Raw genomic sequence first — 15,768 nt, 5'->3', positions numbered from 1 at the left:
CCTTCGGGCGCGCTTTTTTATCGCCGACGTTTTGTCGATGCCGGATGCAATCAGGTCGCGCCGTTGCCGATCAGCGAGTCGCGCGGATCGGGCGGCGCGCCTTCGAACACTGTCGCCTTGACCTGATTGCGACCCGCTTCCTTGGCGGCGTAGAGCGCCTCGTCGGCGGCGCGCAGCAGCGCATGCGCGCCGGTTGCCTCGCGTGGCGTGCAGGTCGCGCAGCCCACGCTCACGGTCACCGAACCGTGCTCGCTGTGGCCGTGCGCGATGCCGAGCGCGGCCACGTTCTCGCGGATCTGCTGAGCGATCTTCCACGCGCCGTCGGCGGACGTGCTGGACAGCACCACGGCGAATTCCTCGCCGCCGTAGCGGGCCACCATGTCCGTGGCGCGCTGCACCGTGGCGCCGATCGCGTGCGCAACGGCGGCGAGCACTTCATCACCGGCCGCGTGGCCGTAGAAGTCGTTGAACAGCTTGAAGCGATCGATGTCGATAAAGAGAATCGAGAGCGCCTGGCCCGCGCGGCGCGCGCGCTGCCACTCTTCCACGAGCCGCAGATCGAGCGCGCGGCGATTCGACAGGCCGGTGAGCGCGTCGGTGACCGAGAGCCGTTCTAGCTCGGATTCAGCGCGCAGGCGCGCGCGCAAACCGAACGCCAGCAGCCACGACGACAGCGCGACGAAGACGCCGAACGCAATCGAAGTCGGCTCGTAGATCGCGATGCGCGCGCGCCAGCGTTCGAGCGCGTCGTCGAGCGCGGGCGCGACCACCACGATCAGCGACGCGTGCGGCACGCGCTGATACGTGTAGATGCGCTCGGTGCCGTCCTCGTCGTCGCGCGAAATAAACGAGCCGAACGTCGACTTGAGCATCGGCGCGATCTGCCGCTGCGAGGCGAGATTGGTGCCCACGTCGTAATCGGAATAGGGCTTGCGCGCGAGCAGCGTGCCGTCGTCGAGCATGATGAAGACGTTGCCGCGCTTGCCCACTTCGAGCCGGTCGAACAGATGCTGGAAATACGCGAGCCGCAGCGTGAGCACCACCACGCCGCCGAAACCGCCCTCGTAGTCGTTGATGCGGCGCGAGAGGCCGATCGAATACTGGCCTTCGTTCACGCGCGAGCGGAACGGATCGGAGAGATACATGCCCAGCGAGCGGCTGCGCTCCTGCACGCGGAAATAGTCGCGGTCCGAGAGATTGACGTTCGGATAATCGCGGCCGTCCTGCGCATCGACGATATGCCCGTGTGCATCGACATAGAGCGCGCCGTCGATATAGAGCACGCCCGCGAGTCGGCCGAACAGCACCTTGCGGCGCAGGTCGGCGGGCAGCGACGCGGTGCGCGGGTCGCGGATCGCATCGATCGCGTCGCTGAGCATCAGGTCGTACAGGCCGAGATTGGTTTCGAGGTGCGTCGTGATCAGCGAGGCGAGCATCGCCGAGGTTTGCCGCGAGTTTTGCAGGGCTTGCTCGCGCTGCTGCGAAAAACCGACGAAGGCCAGCGCGACGATCGCGATGCCGACCAGCGTGCCGGACGTGCCGATCGCGAACGGATGCTGGCCGAGCCAGCGAAACGTGGCCACATACCCGGCGCGCGCGGCGGCGAACGCGCGTCGAAGCAACGACGGGACTGTCATGCAGACTCTCCGGGGCGCGCCTCTCAGGGCCGCATTAGAGCATGGTGCCGCAGCGGGGCGCGCGAGGGAAGCCGTCGGCCCGCAATGATGCGCGATAGGTGGAGCGGACGCGCGGGAGGATGTCTATCGTAACGTTCAGTGCAACGAATGAATCGGGCGTTTCTAAATCCGCAACGCTGTCGCGGCGCGCGGGCTTACTGGCCGTCGTGCGCGAGATGGATCGTCACGAGCACCGAGGCGTCGTCGAGCGATTCGAGCGCGTGCGGCACGCCCGCGTCGAGCAGCAGCATGTCGCCCGCGTGCATCGTGCGCGGATCGCCGTTGACGAAAAAGCGCAGCACGCCTTCGAGGCACTGCACGGTGATTTCGCCGGGCGCGCGATGCTCGGGTACATGCTTGCCCGCGGGCAGCACGAGGCGGATCACTTCGAGCTGCTTCGCGCGGATCAGCGTGGTCGACTTCGCGCCCTTGAGCGCACCGCCGAGCGGACGGGCGTCGAAGATCTCGCCGGGCGCGGCATGCGGAATGGCCATGATGAGGTCTCTACGAAACGGGAGTCAGCGGATCGATGCCGGGGCGCGGCACCGAACCGGTCAATCAAAAAGCGCCCGAGCGTCAGGCCGCGAGCGTCGCCTTCAGCGTGATTTTGGCGTTGTTGGCGAACAGCTTCGACACCGGGCAGTTTTCCTTCGCGCCGTTCGCGAGCTGGTCGAACTTCGCCTGATCGATGCCGGGAATCTTCGCGGTCATGTCGAGCTGGCAGGCCGTGATCGAAAAGCCGTCGCCCACTTTCTCGAGCGTGACGGTCGATTTCGTTTCGATGCTGTCGGCCTTGAAACCGGCTTCGGTGAGAAACAGCGAGAACGCCATCGTGAAGCAGCCCGCGTGCGCGGCGCCGATCAGTTCCTCGGGATTGGTGCCGGGGCCGCCTTCGAAACGCGAGGCGAATCCGTAGGGTGCGTCGCGCAGCACGCCCGTCTGGGTCGAGATCGAGCCCTGGCCGTCCTTGATGCCGCCGTGCCATCTGGCGCTTGCCGTCTTTTGCATGATGCTTCTCCGCGTGAAGGGTGGGACGGCGAGTCACGCAAGCCGCGTGCCGCGCCGGTCGTTCGGGGTTTCAGTTCGATGCTTCGGTTCGGCGACGAGCGCCACGCAGTGCGGGACAGATCGGCACCACGCGACCCCGGGCGCTCAATGCTGCGTCGCGCCCGCGTACCAGGCGGCGGCCGCGTCGATTTCCTCGGGCGTCATGTTGCGCGCGATGTTGCGCATCTGCTCGGAAATGTCGTTGTGACGCGTGCCGTTCGCGAAGGCCGCGAGTTGCGCCTTCGTGTAGACGGCGGGCAGACCGTCGAGCCACGGACTGCCGACCTTGTGATCGACGCCGCCGTGACACGACGCACAAGCCGGAATATTGCGCATCGGCGCACCCTTCGAGACGATCTCGGGCGGGTCGCCCGTGAGGTGCACGAACGGCGGCAGCGACGCGTAATACGCGGCCAGATCGCGCAAATCCTGATCGGACAGATTTTTCGCCATCGGCGACATCACCGCGCTCTGGCGCGCGCCGCTCTGGAAATCGAGCAGTTCCTTGTAGATCACGCTCGCGTACTGGCCCGCGAGATTCGGCGAATTGGCCTCGCTCATGCCGCGCGGACCGTGGCACATCGTGCAGCGCAGCGAGAGCGTCGCGCCGCGTCCGATCGACAGGCTGCTCGCGTCGTCGAGCATGTGCGGCGTGAGTTCGACCGTGCTCACCTTGTAGCCCGGCGTCAGCGAGGTTTCGCTCTGATGCCACTGGCGCGGCACGCCCGCCGCGCTGCAGATGGCGTTCCAGAGGCCCTGGAAATTCGGATCGCTTTGCGCCGAAGGCAGCCACACGAAGCCGATCAGCGCGGAGACGAAGAACGCGACGATCGTCGCGCCCACGCTCACGCGGAACCAGGGATTGCGTAACGAGAACAGGCGTTCGTCGCTCATCGCGGCGCTCCAATCGGAATCGCGGGCACGGCGGTGTCGGGCGTGGCGAGCAACTGCGCGATCGGATAACCGTAGTTGGCGACCGTGAGCGCGATCATCAGCACGATCCACAGCGCGAAGCTATTGAGCGCGACCGGCAGGCGCGGCGAGTCGTGCACTGGCGTGCTGAAGCGGTATTCCTCAGGCGCGGCCGCTTCGCTGCGATGACCTTGCCACAGCACGATGAAGAACAGCACCGCGGAAAGCACGAGGATGAAACCGCCGATCGCCGAAATCGCCACGAGCAGCGCCTGGCCCGCGAGCGCGGGATCGCTGTAATCGAAATAGGCCATGCGGCGCGGCATGCCGAGAATGCCCACCATGTGCCACGGGAACGTCGTCACGATCATGCCGATGAACCAGAGCCACAACTGCCAGCGCATGAGCCGCCAGTTGGTCAGCGCGCGGCCCGTGAGCTGCGGCCACAGATCGTAGGCGATGGCGAAGTACATGATGACGATCGCGCCGCCGTAGATCAGGTGAAAGTGGCCCGTGACCCATTGCGTGTTGTGGATCGGCTGGTCGAGCTGGTAGCTCATGTTGATGAGGCCGCCCGCGCCACCGAAGCCGAGCATCACGAACGAGAACGCCACCGCCAGCATCTGCGGGTTGTGCCACGGCAGCTTCGCGATCCAGCCGAACACGCCCGTGCCGCCGCGCAGCCGCCCCGCGATTTCGACCGACGCGCAGATCGTGAACACGGTCAGCAGCGTGGGCACCGCGACGAGCGCCGTGAACACCGACTGCAGGAACTTGAAGCCCGAGCCCACCTGCGGGTCGGTGAAGAGGTGGTGCAGGCCGATCGGCATCGCCACCACGAGGAACAGGATGAACGAGATGCGCGCCATCGAGTCGCTGTAGAGACGTCCGCCGATCGCGCGCGGAATGATCGTGTAATAGGCGATATAGGCGGGCATCAGCCAGAAGTAGACGATCGCGTGCAGCGTCCACGAGAAGAACACGCGCGCGAGGCCCGCGTCGATCGTGCTGCGCAGGCCGAGCGCCACGGGCAGGATCTGGAACAGCACCTCGATGGCCGCGCCCACGGCGGTCCAGCCCCACAGATACGCGCCCGCCACGGTCGCGAACATCGCGAGCGGCACCGGCTTGCCGCGGTTCTCGCGTTTCCACGCCGCGAGGTTCACGCCCATCAGCGCGACCCAGACCCACGAGCCCACCACCACGAGCACCACGCCGAGGTAATAGAACACGCTGCCGATCATCGGCGGATAGAAGGTGTAGAGCACCGAGGCGCGGCCGAGCGCGACGGGCACGCTCGCCGTGACCGAGCCGAGCGTGAGCAGGATGAAGCCGAGCCACGCCCAGCGCACGCCCACGAGCGGCTTTTTCAGGGCGAGTTCGGTGACGGCGTAGCCGAAGCCCATCGCGATGAGCGTGGGGAACGCGTAGCCCATCACGGTGCCGTGCTCGGTGACGGAGCGGTAATACAGCTCGGGGTCCTTGAGCCACGGATGCAGCGGGCTGCGCACGAGCATCTGCCACGCGCCCAGCACGAGCGCGACGCCGAACAGCACGAAGGCGAGCCAGAAGTGGGCGAGGACGAGGCGCTTGTTATTTAACACAGCTGAGTCTCCGCGAATTTCCCGCCTGGTTGGCCAGTTGCATGAACGCGTCGCGATCGATCACCTTCACGTGCGCCCACATGCCCTGGTGGCCCGTGCCGCAGTATTCGTGGCACGGCATCAGATGGTCGCCGGGCTTCTCGAAGGTGGTGCGGAAGGTGGAGACGTAGCCGGGCTCGACCATCGAATTCAGATTGGTGTCGGTGACGAGAAAGCCGTGCACGACGTCGGCGCTGGTGGCGCGGAAGGTGATCGGCGCGCCCGCGGGCACGACGATGCATTGCGGCGTGAACGAATACTGCTGCGCGAGCACGCGCACGGTCACCGAGCCGTCCGATTCGACCGCGCTGCCGAGATTGGTTTCGACGAACTCGCCGGAGACGTGCAGCGTTTCGGGGTCGATGGTTTCCACGCGCGAGGGCGGCATCATCGCCCAGTGCAGGCCGGTGAACACCACCATCGCCACCAGCAGCAGAACGAGCGCCACCATGAGCGTGGCCCAGCGGCGCTCCACGCGCGCGGCGACGTCGGCACTGGCGTGGGAATCGGTCGGATTCGTGGACATGGATGAGCGGCCCGCCTATTGAATGACGCCGCGAGGCAGGAACACGAGGAAGTAGAACGCGAACCAGATCGCGAACACGATGGCCGTGGCGATGCCCGCGAGCGCGAGCGCGCCGCCCGGACCGCGCCGCACGATCTCGTCGACCTGTTCGTGCTGCGGACGCTCGCCCGGCTGTTCGGGAACGGAAGTTTCGATCATCGCGGCCTCAGAAAAGCGGCGCCGAACGCAGCGCGTTCACTTCATGTTCGGAAACCGGCGTGCCGTGATTGCCCCACGCCGTGCGGATATAGGTCACCACCGCCGCCACTTCCTCGTCGGAGAGCGACTGCGCGAAGGGCGGCATGCCGTACGGCATCGGATTCTTGCGCGTGCCCGGCGCATAGCCGCCGTTGAGCACCATGCGGATCGGGTTCACCGCCGAGTTCATCTGGATCGACTGATTGTTCGCGAGCGGCGGGAAATGCGGCAGCTTGCCCTGGCCTTCGGTCGCGTGACACACGGCGCACTGCGCCTCGTAGATCTTCTTGCCGAGCGGCGCGAGCCGGTTCGCTTCCTCGGTCACGTAATTGCTTTTCGGCGATTTGTCGACTTCGCCCGAGTGGCCGGGCAGCGACTTCAGATAGACGGCGACGGCGCGCACGTCGTCTTCGGTGAGGTACTGGAAGCTGTCGTAGACGACTTCGGCCATCGGCCCGTAGACGGCGCCGCGATTCGACACGCCCGCGTGCAGCAGGTCGACGATGTCCTCGATGCTCCAGTCGCCGAGACCCGCTTCCTTGTTCGAGGTGAGCGAGGGCGCATACCAGTTCTGCAACGGAATCAGGCCGCCCTCGAAAGCCTTCGAAGCGGAGTTGCCGCCGAGCGCGTTGATGGCCGTGTGGCACATCGTGCAGTGGCCGAGACCTTCGACGAGATACGCGCCGCGATTCCATTCGGCCGACTGCTTCGGATCGGGCTTGAACTCGCCCTCGCGGAAGAACAGCGCGCGCCAGCCGAGCAGCAGCGAGCGCTGGTTATACGGGAAACGCAGCGAGTGCGCGCGATTGGGCTGATGCACGGGCTGCGTGGAGAGCAGGTAGGCGTAGATCGCGTCGGAGTCGGCGCGCGTGACCTTGGTGTATGAGGCGAAGGGCATGGCCGGATAGAGCAGCGTGCCGTCGCGCGACTTGCCGTCGTGCAGCATGCGGTAGAACTCGTCGGCGGTCCAGGCGCCGATGCCGAACTCCTTGTCCGACGAGATATTCGGCGTGTAGAGCGTGCCGAACGGCGTTTCCATCGGACGGCCGCCGCCGAACATCTTCTGCGACGGCACCGTGTGGCAGGCGATGCAATCGCCGGCGCGCGCGAGATATTCGCCGCGCGCGATCTGCACGGCGTTGGCCGCGACGGGCTTCGCGTTCGCCGCCGCGGCGGCGGCTGCGGCGCTCGCCGCATCGGCGGCATTGACCGAAGGCGCGCCAGTTTGCGCGCTCGCGCTCAGGGCGAACGCGCAGCACAAGGCCAGCGGCGCGAGCAGGGCCGTCAGGCGCGAAGGCGAGCGCGAAAGACCGCGCAGCGAAGTGAGGATTCGATGTTTGCGCACGTCGAGGCCTCGGCTAGTGGGGAACGCTGCCGCAGGCGAGCGGCAGAGGCGCGGGCGGCGCGGGCTTCGGATCGGCGGGGGCCGGCTGCGCGGCGAGCCACGCGGCGATGGCCGTAATGTCGCGCTCGGCGAGATGCGAGGCGATGTCGTGCATGCAGTCGGGGTCCGCGGCGCGGCGCGTGCCATAGCGGAACGCGCCCAGTTGCGCGCTGATGTAATCGGCGTGCAGGCCGACGAGGCCCGGAATCGCGGGCTCCATGCCGGTCAGGCCCGCGCCGTGACAGGCCGCGCACGCGGGCACGTTGCGGTTCGGCGCGCCGTTGAGCACGAGCGACTTGCCGAGCGCGAGCATCGCGGCGTCGACCTTCGGCGTGGCGGGCGGCGGGTAGGGCGGATGCTGCTGCGCGAAGAACTCCGCGATCTGCTTGAGGTAAGCGTCGGGGAGATACGCGAGCAGATAGTTCATCGGCGGATAGCTGCGGCCGCCGTCACGAAACGCGATCAGCTGGTTGTACAGATAACCGGCCGGCTTGCCCGCGAGCCGCGGGAAGTAGTCGTTGTCGGTGCCTTCGCCATGCGCGCCGTGGCAGGCGGCGCAGCCCATCACGCGCGCCTGCATCGTGTCGGGCGCGGGTTCAGCCGGCGGGGCCGCGAAAAGCGGCGCCCAGGGCAGGACGAGCGCGGCAATGAAGAGGACGAAGCGGGTTCTCAATGATTCCCTCGTTGCGGATTGTGGCGACACAAACGCGGTGCGATTCGATATCAGTTGAGGCGTCGTCCGGGTGGGGCAGCTTTCGTTCTCTTTGGCAGCCGATGTTCCGGCAGTCCGGCGCGCATCCTCTGTCGCAACATTATCAAAAAAATCGGATTCGATGCGCGCGAAGGTGTGCAAAAAATTCTTGGCGCGATTCGTGTGCACAGACGTTTGCTAACGCAACGGTGGGGCGTTGGCTTTTCTGTTTGTTTATCGTTTGTTTTCGTTCGTGAGTCCTTGCCTGGTATTTGATTCGTATCGCTAAGTAAATTTATCGGGCGCGTAAATCGTTTCGATGCGCATCCGCAAAGCGCGCTGCACGAATGCGCTGCCGGCACGGTTGTCGGATGACTGCGCGGCCGGTGATCCACACAGATGGATCGCTAAATCGTGAGTCATCAGGCGTACGGTTCAGCGCAAACCGCCAGTTGTCCGACGACGTATAATAAAACCCTAAACCGAACGACAAGGAGGGGACGATGGCCGTATCGCTCGCCGCGCCCATGCCCACGCGCACCCGCAATCTGGCCGAGCAGGTCGTCCACTTCATCAACGAGCAGATTGGATCGCGCGCGTTGAAACCCGGCGACAAGCTGCCCACCGAAAGCAGCCTCATGACCCAACTGGGTGTGAGCCGCACCGTGGTGCGCGAAGCCATTTCGCGCCTGCAGGCCATGTCGGTGATCGAGACGCGGCATGGCATTGGCAGCTTCGTGCTGGAGCCGCGCCGCGAGCCGCTCGAACTCGATGTCGTGCCCGCCAGCACGCTCAACGATCTGCTTTCGGTGCTGGAGTTGCGCATCAGCCTGGAAACCGAGTGCGCGGGGCTCGCCGCGCAGCGCGCGAGCGAACGCGATCTCGCGAACATTCGCACGGCGCTCGACGCGATCTCGGCTGCCACCCAGGCGGGCGGCGACAGCGCGGGCGCGGACCTGGCGTTTCATGTCTCCGTGGCGCGCGCCACGGGCAACCGCTATTTCGTGGACATCCTCACGCAGATGGGCGCCGCGCTCATTCCGCGTCACCGGATCGATTCGGCCGGTATTGCGCACCGCGATCCGAAAGCCTACGCCGAACTCGTGAATCGCGAGCACGAGAGCATCTTCGAGGCCATCGCGCGCCAGGACCCCGAAGGCGCGCGCGCCGCCATGCGTATGCATCTGTCGAGCAGCCGCGAAAGACTGCGCCGCGCGGCGACGGAGCAGGGCGGCAAGGTCTAGGCGCTCACCCGCCTGTCAGGCGGTATTCATCCACGCATCACGCACACAGTTCGAACCGGAACTTCTTCCCGAGCGCGGCGGCGGCGCTGGCGAGCGTGGTGAGCGTGAGGCTGGTGTCGTTCTGGTCGAGCAGACGATTGAGCGCCGCGCGGCTGGTTTTCATTTTCGCGGCCATCTGCGTCTTGGTCAGTTTCTGCGCCTTCATTTCCTGCTCGATCTGCCACGCGATGACGCGCTTGATGGCCGTCGCCGTGGATTCTTCGAGCAGTCCTTCTCCGGCGAGAAAGTCGTCGAAGTTTTCGCCGATATGCTTGTTCGCCACGTTTTGCTCCTTGCGCGCGAGGCGCGCTAGCCGTTCTTCAATTGACGTAACCGCGTTCTTGCCAGATCCAGGTCGTCTTGCGGCGTGGCTTGCGACTGCTTGATGAAGCCGTGCAGCAGGACCAGGGTGGTGCCCGCGACCGTGAAGAAGACGCGGGCGATGCGCATTGGCAAATGCACCCGGATTTCCCACAAGCCGCGCCCCAGCTTGCGCACGACCGGCATGCCCAGCGGCCAGCCGATCTGCACGACCTTGATTTCCTCGCCGATGGCCTTGCGCTCGGCCACCTCGAGTTCCTTGAGCCATCGGCGCACCGGTTCGTGACCGGCCTCCGTGCGGAAAAAATGCACGACGAGCGGTGTGTCGTGAGGGCTGAGGCGATTCGAGTGTATCAACATTGGTACGCAATATCAAGCTGATGGAGTTTGATCTTACGTAGCGAAAGGGCGCGAAAAGGATCGGCCGAATGGCCAGATCAGGCGTGGGGTTTGATGGAGATGCCGGTTCGGAGGCGAGCGGCGCGTGGTGCGCCTGAGCAGGTTATTCAGGCAACATAAGTCATCGTACAACTGAGCGCGCATACACAAATTCAGTGCGATAGAAAGCAACCACCAAGCGTACTGCAATGCCCATCAAAGCTCTATTTGACAACGAAATATCCCAATCTCCAGCCAATCGAGCAGGGTAAACACCCAATAGAATCGAACCCATCTCCCCCATACACTGTCGTCAGACAACGTACCATGAAGCGCGGCGCACGACATGCCGATGCGCCGCGCCGCTCAGGAGACAAGCCCAGATGTCCATTCCCGCCAAGCGTCACGACGACCTGCTGGATTCGGCCAGCGCCAAGGTCATGCGGCACGTGCTGCCGCTCTTTCTGATCATGTTCATCGCGAATTACATCGACCGTGTGAACGTCGGTTTCGCGAACGCGCATATGGAGGCCGATCTGGGTCTCTCCGCGGCGGCCTACGGGCTCGGCAGTGGGCTGTTCTTCATCGGCTACGCGCTGTTCGAAGTGCCGTCGAACATGCTGATGCAGAAGTACGGTGCGCGCGCCTGGCTCACGCGCATCATGGGGACGTGGGGCATTGTCGCGGGCGCGATGGCGTTCGTGCAGAACGACACCTCGTTCTATCTGCTGCGCTTTCTGCTCGGCATCGCCGAAGCGGGCTTCTTTCCGGGCGTGGTGTACTACTTCGCGCAATGGCTGCCGCAGCAGGCGCGCGGCAAGGCCGTCGCGGTGTTTCTCGCGGGCTCGGCGTTCGCCTCCGTGCTGTCCGGTCCGATCACGGGCGCGCTGCTTTCGGTGCGCGGCTTCGGCCTCGCGGGCTGGCAGTGGATGTTCCTGATCGAAGGCGCGTTCTCCATCGCGCTGTGCGCCGCGAGCTGGCTGCTGCTGAAGTCGCGCATCCGCGACGCGCACTGGCTCACGCACGACGAGCAGGGCGCGCTCGAAGCCTACATGGCGCGCGAACAGGCCGAGCGCGAAGCCGCGACCGGCGCGCACGTGCCCGTCATGCGCCTGCTGAAAGACCCGCAGATCGTGCTGTTCTGCTTCCTCTACTTCGCGATCCAGCTCACGATCTACGCGGCCACGTTCTGGCTGCCGACGATCATCCGCAAGATGGGCGGCCTCACGGATTTCCAGGTCGGCCTCTACAACGCGATTCCGTGGATGATCGCCATCGTCGCGATGTATTGCTTCGCGCTGCTCTCGGCGCGGTGGCGCTTCCAGCAGGCCTGGCTCGCGCTGGCGCTGGTGATCGCGGCGTGTGGGCTGTTCGCGTCGACTTCGTCGAATCCGGTGTTTTCGTTCGTGGCGATCTGCTTCTCGGCGATTGGCTTCAAGGCCGCCTCGTCGCTGTTCTGGCCGCTGCCGCAAGGCTATCTCGACGCCCGCGTGGCCGCCGCCGTGATCGCGCTGATCAATTCGCTCGGCAATCTGGGCGGCTTCTTCGCGCCGGCCACCTTCGGTTATCTGCAGCAGCACACCGGCTCGATCGCGGGCGGCCTGTACGGACTCGGCGTGACCTCGCTGATCGCCGCCGCCGCCGCGTTCCTCGCACGCAACAAACCGGCGCGCCGCGCGTTCGGCGACGAAGCAGAGTCCGTCCATCGTGGCGCACACTAAGGCTTTCGCCCACGACCGCGACCACTGAGGACACGCACATGCAAGACCGCTACTTTGTCTACGTCTCGAACGCCAACGACGGCGAAATCGACGTGCTGCATCTGGACGCCAACGCCGTCACGCTCACGCCGCACGCGCGCACGACGATTGCGCCGACCGTCATGCCGATGGCGCTCGCGCCGGACCGCCGCCATCTCTACGCCGTCACGCGCGGGTCGGACCTGCATCTGTATCGCTACGCCATCGACGCGCACGACGGCACGCTCACGACGCTCAGCCGCGCGCCGCTCGATTCGAGCTTCGCCTATCTGTGCGCCGATCCGCTCGGCCGCTTTTTGCTCGGCGCTTCGTATGGCGAGCATCGCGTCTGTCTGTATCGCGCGCAGGACATCGACAACGGCCTCGGCGCGCCGTTGCAGACCGTCCCGGGCGTCCAGAACGCGCATTGCGTGATCGTCTCCGCCGATGGGCGCTTCGCGTATGCCTCGTCGCTCGGCAGCGACCGCGTGTTCTGCTTCGCGCTGGAAAACGAAGGGCGCTTGCTCGAGATCGGCACCGTCGATCTGGGCCAGGGCTTCGGGCCGCGCCATCTGTGCCTGTCGCCCGACGAGAGCACGCTCTACGTGCTGAGCGAATTCCGCGCGACCGTGGCCGCGTTGACGCGCGACGCGCAGACCGGCGCGCTCGCGCCCGGACACGTCTCGCCGCGCGCCGCCGACCTCGCGCATCTGAACGACGGTTTCGCGCGCCCGAGTTCGTCGGACCCCGTGCAGCCCGATCCGGCCGAGCTGGCGAAACTGGTCTGGGCCGCCGATATCCACGTCTCGCCCGATGGCCGCTTCGTCTACGCCTCGGAGCGCACGACCAGCCGCCTGCTGACCTACGCGGTGCAGCCCGGCGGCGCGCTCGAGTACGCCGGTTTCGTCGATACCGAAACCCAGCCGCGCGGTTTCCGCCTCGATCCGTCGGGCCGCTTCGCGGCGGCCTGCGGAGAGAAGTCGCCGCATGTCTCGCTCTATCGCGTCGATGCGCAGAGCGGGGCGCTCACGCTCGCCGCGCGCTGCGCGGGCGGACATGGCGCGAACTGGGTGGAGATCGTCGCCGCGCCGGCCTGACTTTGCCACCAACCGTTTTGACCGTTTTCATCGTTTTGATCGACTGACTGGCGCGGGACGCTCGCCCGCGCCGATTTTCAACCGCGCTTTCAAGCAGGTAAGCCTTCATGTCCACACAGACCGTCCAACCGAACGCCACGCCCGTCGTGACCGAACTGCGCGTCGTGCCCGTCGCGGGCCGCGACAGCATGCTGATGAACCTCTCCGGCGCGCACGGCCCGTTCTTCACGCGCAACGTCGTGCTGCTGCGCGACAGCGCGGGCAACACGGGTATCGGCGAAGTGCCGGGCGGCGAGGCGATCCGCAAGACGCTCGACGATGCGCGCGCGTTCGTGGTCGGTCAGTCGATCGGCAATCTGCAGGCGGTGCTCAATACGGTGCGCAAGCAGTTCGCGGATCGCGACTCGGGCGGGCGCGGTCTGCAAACCTTCGACCTGCGCACCACGATCCACGCGGTGACGGCGCTCGAAGCGGCGCTGCTCGATCTGCTCGGCCAGCATCTGAACGTGCCGGTGGCGGCGCTGCTCGGCGAAGGGCAGCAGCGCAGCGAAGTGGAGATGCTCGGCTATCTGTTCTTTATCGGCGACCGGAAGCAAACCGATCTGCCGTACGCAAGCGGCGCCGATGGCCGCGACGACTGGGAGCGCCTGCGCACCGAAGCCGCGATGACGCCCGAAGCCGTCGTGCGTCTGGCCGAAGCCGCGAAGGCGCGTTACGGCTTCAACGACTTCAAGCTCAAGGGCGGCGTGCTGGCGGGCGACGCCGAAATGGACGCGGTCACGGCGCTGGCCGAGCGCTTTCCCGAGGCGCGCGTGACGCTGGACCCGAACGGCGCGTGGTCGCTGGCCGAAGCGATTCGCCTGTGCCGCGACAAGCACGACGTGCTCGCCTATGCGGAAGATCCGTGCGGCGCGGAAAACGGCTATTCGGGCCGCGAGGTCATGGCCGAGTTCCGCCGCGCGACCGGCCTGCCGACGGCCACCAACATGATCGCCACCGACTGGCGTCAGATGGGTCACGCGATCCAGCTGCAATCGGTCGATATTCCGCTCGCCGATCCGCACTTCTGGACCATGCAGGGCTCGGTGCGCGTCGCGCAGATGTGCAACGACTGGGGCCTCACGTGGGGCTCGCACTCGAACAATCACTTCGACATCTCGCTCGCGATGTTCACGCACGTGGCCGCCGCCGCGCCCGGCAAGATCACCGCGATCGACACGCACTGGATCTGGCAGGACGGCCAGCGTCTGACGCGCGATCCGCTGCAGATCGTCGGCGGCAAGGTGCAGGTGCCGCAGAAGCCGGGCCTCGGCATCGAGATCGATCTCGACGAACTGGACAAGGCGCACGCGCTGTATCAGCAGCACGGACTCGGCGCGCGCGACGACGCGATCGCCATGCAATACCTGATTCCCAACTGGACATTCGACCACAAGCGTCCGTGCCTCGTGCGCTGAACGCAAGCTCGCCCGACATCGCCATCATCACAGGATCCAAGACCATGACCACGCCGCAAGAACTCAAGCAGATCGTTTCCGAAGGGCTGCTGTCGTTCCCCGTCACCGACTTCGACGCGCAAGGCAACTTCCGCGCCGACACCTACGCCGAACGCCTCGAATGGCTCGCCCCGTATGGCGCGAGCGCGCTGTTCGCGGCGGGCGGCACGGGCGAGTTCTTCTCGCTGACGAAAAGCGAATACTCGCAGGTGATCAAGACCGCCACCGAAACCTGCAAGGGCAAGGTGCCGATTCTCGCGGGCGCGGGCGGCGCGACGCGCGTGGCCATCGAGTATGCGCAGGAAGCGGAGCGCAACGGCGCGCAAGGCATTCTGCTGATGCCGCATTACCTCACGGAAGCCTCGCAGGAAGGCATCGCCGCGCACGCGGAGCAGGTCTGCAAGGCCGTGCCGAAGATGGGCGTGATCATCTATAACCGCGCCAATTCGAAGCTCGGCGCCGACATGCTCGAACAGCTCGCGGACCGCTGCCCGAACCTCATCGGCTTCAAGGACGGCGTGGGCGAGATCGAGGCGATGGTGACGATCCGCCGTCGTCTGGGCGACCGCTTCTCGTATCTCGGCGGTCTGCCGACGGCGGAAGTCTACGCGGCCGCGTACAAGGCGCTGGGCGTGCCGGTGTATTCGTCGGCGGTGTTCAACTTCATTCCGAAGACCGCGATGGCGTTCTATCGCGCGATTGCCGCCGACGATCACGCAACGGTCGGCAAGCTGATCGACGAGTTCTTCCTGCCGTATCTGGCGATCCGCAATCGCCGCGCCGGTTACGCGGTGAGTATCGTGAAGGCGGGCGCGAAGCTCGTCGGCCACGATGCGGGTCCGGTGCGCGCGCCGCTTACCGACCTCGCGCCCGAAGAAGTGGAGCAACTCGATGCTTTGATCAGGAAGCTCGGCGCGCAGTAAGCAACAGCAGCAGAAGCGGCCACAGAAGCGAACAGGCCCGCGAGCTAATATGGCTCGCGGGCCTGTTGTATTTCACGCGTGTCGATGTGTCAGTGTTTCAATGCGCGCCGGAGCCGCCGAACAGATCGAGATTGCCGTGGTCCGCATCTTGCGCGGACGCATTTTTGCGCGGGCGGCCTGCGCCTTTTTTCTCGCGTTTCGCGCGCGGTTTGCCAAACAGGTCGTCGGGCGTGAAGCCGAATTCGGCGATGGCGGCGCGGGCGGCCGCGAGTGCTTCTTCGGCCGCCTCGGCGCGCAACGCATCGATACGCGCGTCGAGCGCGCGCTTTTCGGCGAGCAATTCGAGGTAGGTAGCCATCTGCGGTCGTGTCGAATGAAGTGAACGGGATCGCCCGATTTTACGTCAAGCGGCGCG

Annotated in this window: 17 protein-coding genes; 5 read left to right on the top strand and 12 right to left on the bottom strand. The window is 65.8% G+C overall.

Annotated elements, in window-relative coordinates; all coding sequences use genetic code 11:
* Positions 1 to 50 precede the first annotated feature (50 nt).
* From LDO54_RS15005 to LDO54_RS14965, 9 genes are all read right to left on the bottom strand, one after another.
* The gene (locus LDO54_RS15005) at positions 51 to 1,637 is read right to left on the bottom strand and encodes a sensor domain-containing diguanylate cyclase (RefSeq protein WP_224011477.1); all 1,587 of its coding nucleotides are present in this window, start codon (positions 1,635 to 1,637) and stop codon (positions 51 to 53) included.
* A 194-nt stretch (positions 1,638 to 1,831) separates the two neighbouring features.
* Positions 1,832 to 2,170, bottom strand: a complete 339-nt coding sequence (locus LDO54_RS15000) for a cupin domain-containing protein (protein ID WP_224011476.1) — start codon at positions 2,168 to 2,170, stop codon at positions 1,832 to 1,834.
* A gap of 82 nt (positions 2,171 to 2,252) precedes the next feature.
* Positions 2,253 to 2,684, bottom strand: coding sequence for an OsmC family protein (locus LDO54_RS14995; RefSeq protein WP_224011475.1), 432 nt, complete (start codon positions 2,682 to 2,684; stop codon positions 2,253 to 2,255).
* A 144-nt stretch (positions 2,685 to 2,828) separates the two neighbouring features.
* Positions 2,829 to 3,617 (bottom strand): c-type cytochrome, encoded by a 789-nt coding sequence (locus LDO54_RS14990; protein ID WP_224011474.1) that lies wholly within the window; start codon positions 3,615 to 3,617, stop codon positions 2,829 to 2,831.
* Positions 3,614 to 5,239, bottom strand: a complete 1,626-nt coding sequence (locus LDO54_RS14985) for a cbb3-type cytochrome c oxidase subunit I (protein ID WP_224011473.1) — start codon at positions 5,237 to 5,239, stop codon at positions 3,614 to 3,616. Before LDO54_RS14985 ends, LDO54_RS14990 begins: the two co-directional genes overlap by 4 nt.
* A complete protein-coding gene (locus tag LDO54_RS14980) occupies positions 5,229 to 5,804 on the bottom strand; it encodes a cytochrome C oxidase subunit II (protein ID WP_224011472.1) in 576 nt (191 codons plus the stop codon). Before LDO54_RS14980 ends, LDO54_RS14985 begins: the two co-directional genes overlap by 11 nt.
* A 15-nt stretch (positions 5,805 to 5,819) precedes the next feature.
* Complete coding sequence (locus LDO54_RS14975) at positions 5,820 to 6,002, bottom strand: hypothetical protein (protein ID WP_065058906.1); 183 nt, start codon at positions 6,000 to 6,002, stop codon at positions 5,820 to 5,822.
* A gap of 7 nt (positions 6,003 to 6,009) precedes the next feature.
* Positions 6,010 to 7,284 (bottom strand): c-type cytochrome, encoded by a 1,275-nt coding sequence (locus tag LDO54_RS14970; RefSeq protein WP_405045142.1) that lies wholly within the window; start codon positions 7,282 to 7,284, stop codon positions 6,010 to 6,012.
* Positions 7,285 to 7,399: 115 nt separating this feature from the next.
* Entirely contained in the window at positions 7,400 to 8,005 is a 606-nt protein-coding gene (locus tag LDO54_RS14965; RefSeq protein WP_224011538.1) for a c-type cytochrome, read from the bottom strand.
* 614 nt (positions 8,006 to 8,619) lie between these two features.
* On the opposite strand from LDO54_RS14965, the gene LDO54_RS14960 reads away from it, so the two are divergent.
* Positions 8,620 to 9,360, top strand: coding sequence for a FadR/GntR family transcriptional regulator (locus LDO54_RS14960; protein ID WP_224011471.1), 741 nt, complete (start codon positions 8,620 to 8,622; stop codon positions 9,358 to 9,360).
* 37 nt (positions 9,361 to 9,397) lie between these two features.
* Here the strand turns inward: LDO54_RS14960 and LDO54_RS14955 are convergent, their stop codons facing one another.
* Positions 9,398 to 9,682, bottom strand: a complete 285-nt coding sequence (locus LDO54_RS14955; protein ID WP_224011470.1) for a helix-turn-helix domain-containing protein — start codon at positions 9,680 to 9,682, stop codon at positions 9,398 to 9,400.
* A gap of 26 nt (positions 9,683 to 9,708) precedes the next feature.
* A complete protein-coding gene (locus tag LDO54_RS14950) occupies positions 9,709 to 10,080 on the bottom strand; it encodes a type II toxin-antitoxin system RelE/ParE family toxin (RefSeq protein ID WP_224011469.1) in 372 nt (123 codons plus the stop codon).
* 401 nt (positions 10,081 to 10,481) lie between these two features.
* On the opposite strand from LDO54_RS14950, the gene LDO54_RS14945 reads away from it, so the two are divergent.
* The 4 genes from LDO54_RS14945 (at position 10,482) to kdgD (ending at position 15,353) form a co-directional block, all read left to right on the top strand.
* Positions 10,482 to 11,819, top strand: coding sequence for an MFS transporter (locus tag LDO54_RS14945; protein WP_224011468.1), 1,338 nt, complete (start codon positions 10,482 to 10,484; stop codon positions 11,817 to 11,819).
* A gap of 38 nt (positions 11,820 to 11,857) precedes the next feature.
* Positions 11,858 to 12,934 carry a lactonase family protein gene (locus LDO54_RS14940; protein WP_224011467.1) on the top strand — a complete coding sequence of 359 codons (1,077 nt, stop codon included), beginning with the start codon at positions 11,858 to 11,860 and terminating at the stop codon, positions 12,932 to 12,934.
* A gap of 107 nt (positions 12,935 to 13,041) precedes the next feature.
* The gene (gudD, locus tag LDO54_RS14935) at positions 13,042 to 14,391 is read left to right on the top strand and encodes a glucarate dehydratase (protein ID WP_224011466.1); all 1,350 of its coding nucleotides are present in this window, start codon (positions 13,042 to 13,044) and stop codon (positions 14,389 to 14,391) included.
* A gap of 44 nt (positions 14,392 to 14,435) precedes the next feature.
* On the top strand, positions 14,436 to 15,353 hold the full coding sequence (gene kdgD / locus LDO54_RS14930) for a 5-dehydro-4-deoxyglucarate dehydratase (RefSeq protein ID WP_224011465.1): 918 nt from the start codon (positions 14,436 to 14,438) through the stop codon (positions 15,351 to 15,353).
* 97 nt (positions 15,354 to 15,450) lie between these two features.
* On the opposite strand, the gene LDO54_RS14925 is transcribed toward kdgD, so the two are convergent.
* Entirely contained in the window at positions 15,451 to 15,711 is a 261-nt protein-coding gene (locus LDO54_RS14925) for an H-NS family nucleoid-associated regulatory protein (protein ID WP_224011464.1), read from the bottom strand.
* Between the last annotated feature and the right edge of the window lie 57 nt (positions 15,712 to 15,768).

The sequence above is a fragment of the Paraburkholderia tropica genome, assembly GCF_914484835.1.
Taxonomy (GTDB): domain Bacteria; phylum Pseudomonadota; class Gammaproteobacteria; order Burkholderiales; family Burkholderiaceae; genus Paraburkholderia; species Paraburkholderia tropica_A.
The sequence above is the reverse complement of the archived record's forward strand: the minus strand, read 5'-3'. Positions and strand labels throughout refer to the sequence as shown.

Excerpts from the sequence above, each read along its gene's own strand:
- LDO54_RS14995 (WP_224011475.1), bottom strand. The coding sequence starts at position 2,684 with ATGCAAAAGACGGCAAGCGCCAGATGGCACGGCGGCATCAAGGACGGC.
- LDO54_RS14945 (WP_224011468.1), top strand. The coding sequence starts at position 10,482 with ATGTCCATTCCCGCCAAGCGTCACGACGACCTGCTGGATTCGGCCAGC.
- LDO54_RS14980 (WP_224011472.1), bottom strand. The coding sequence starts at position 5,804 with ATGTCCACGAATCCGACCGATTCCCACGCCAGTGCCGACGTCGCCGCG.
- LDO54_RS14960 (WP_224011471.1), top strand. The coding sequence starts at position 8,620 with ATGGCCGTATCGCTCGCCGCGCCCATGCCCACGCGCACCCGCAATCTG.
- LDO54_RS14925 (WP_224011464.1), bottom strand. The coding sequence starts at position 15,711 with ATGGCTACCTACCTCGAATTGCTCGCCGAAAAGCGCGCGCTCGACGCG.
- LDO54_RS14975 (WP_065058906.1), bottom strand. The coding sequence starts at position 6,002 with ATGATCGAAACTTCCGTTCCCGAACAGCCGGGCGAGCGTCCGCAGCAC.
- LDO54_RS14965 (WP_224011538.1), bottom strand. The coding sequence starts at position 8,005 with ATGCAGGCGCGCGTGATGGGCTGCGCCGCCTGCCACGGCGCGCATGGC.
- LDO54_RS14950 (WP_224011469.1), bottom strand. The coding sequence starts at position 10,080 with ATGTTGATACACTCGAATCGCCTCAGCCCTCACGACACACCGCTCGTC.
- LDO54_RS15005 (WP_224011477.1), bottom strand. The coding sequence starts at position 1,637 with ATGACAGTCCCGTCGTTGCTTCGACGCGCGTTCGCCGCCGCGCGCGCC.
- LDO54_RS14940 (WP_224011467.1), top strand. The coding sequence starts at position 11,858 with ATGCAAGACCGCTACTTTGTCTACGTCTCGAACGCCAACGACGGCGAA.
- LDO54_RS14990 (WP_224011474.1), bottom strand. The coding sequence starts at position 3,617 with ATGAGCGACGAACGCCTGTTCTCGTTACGCAATCCCTGGTTCCGCGTG.
- kdgD (WP_224011465.1), top strand. The coding sequence starts at position 14,436 with ATGACCACGCCGCAAGAACTCAAGCAGATCGTTTCCGAAGGGCTGCTG.
- gudD (WP_224011466.1), top strand. The coding sequence starts at position 13,042 with ATGTCCACACAGACCGTCCAACCGAACGCCACGCCCGTCGTGACCGAA.
- LDO54_RS15000 (WP_224011476.1), bottom strand. The coding sequence starts at position 2,170 with ATGGCCATTCCGCATGCCGCGCCCGGCGAGATCTTCGACGCCCGTCCG.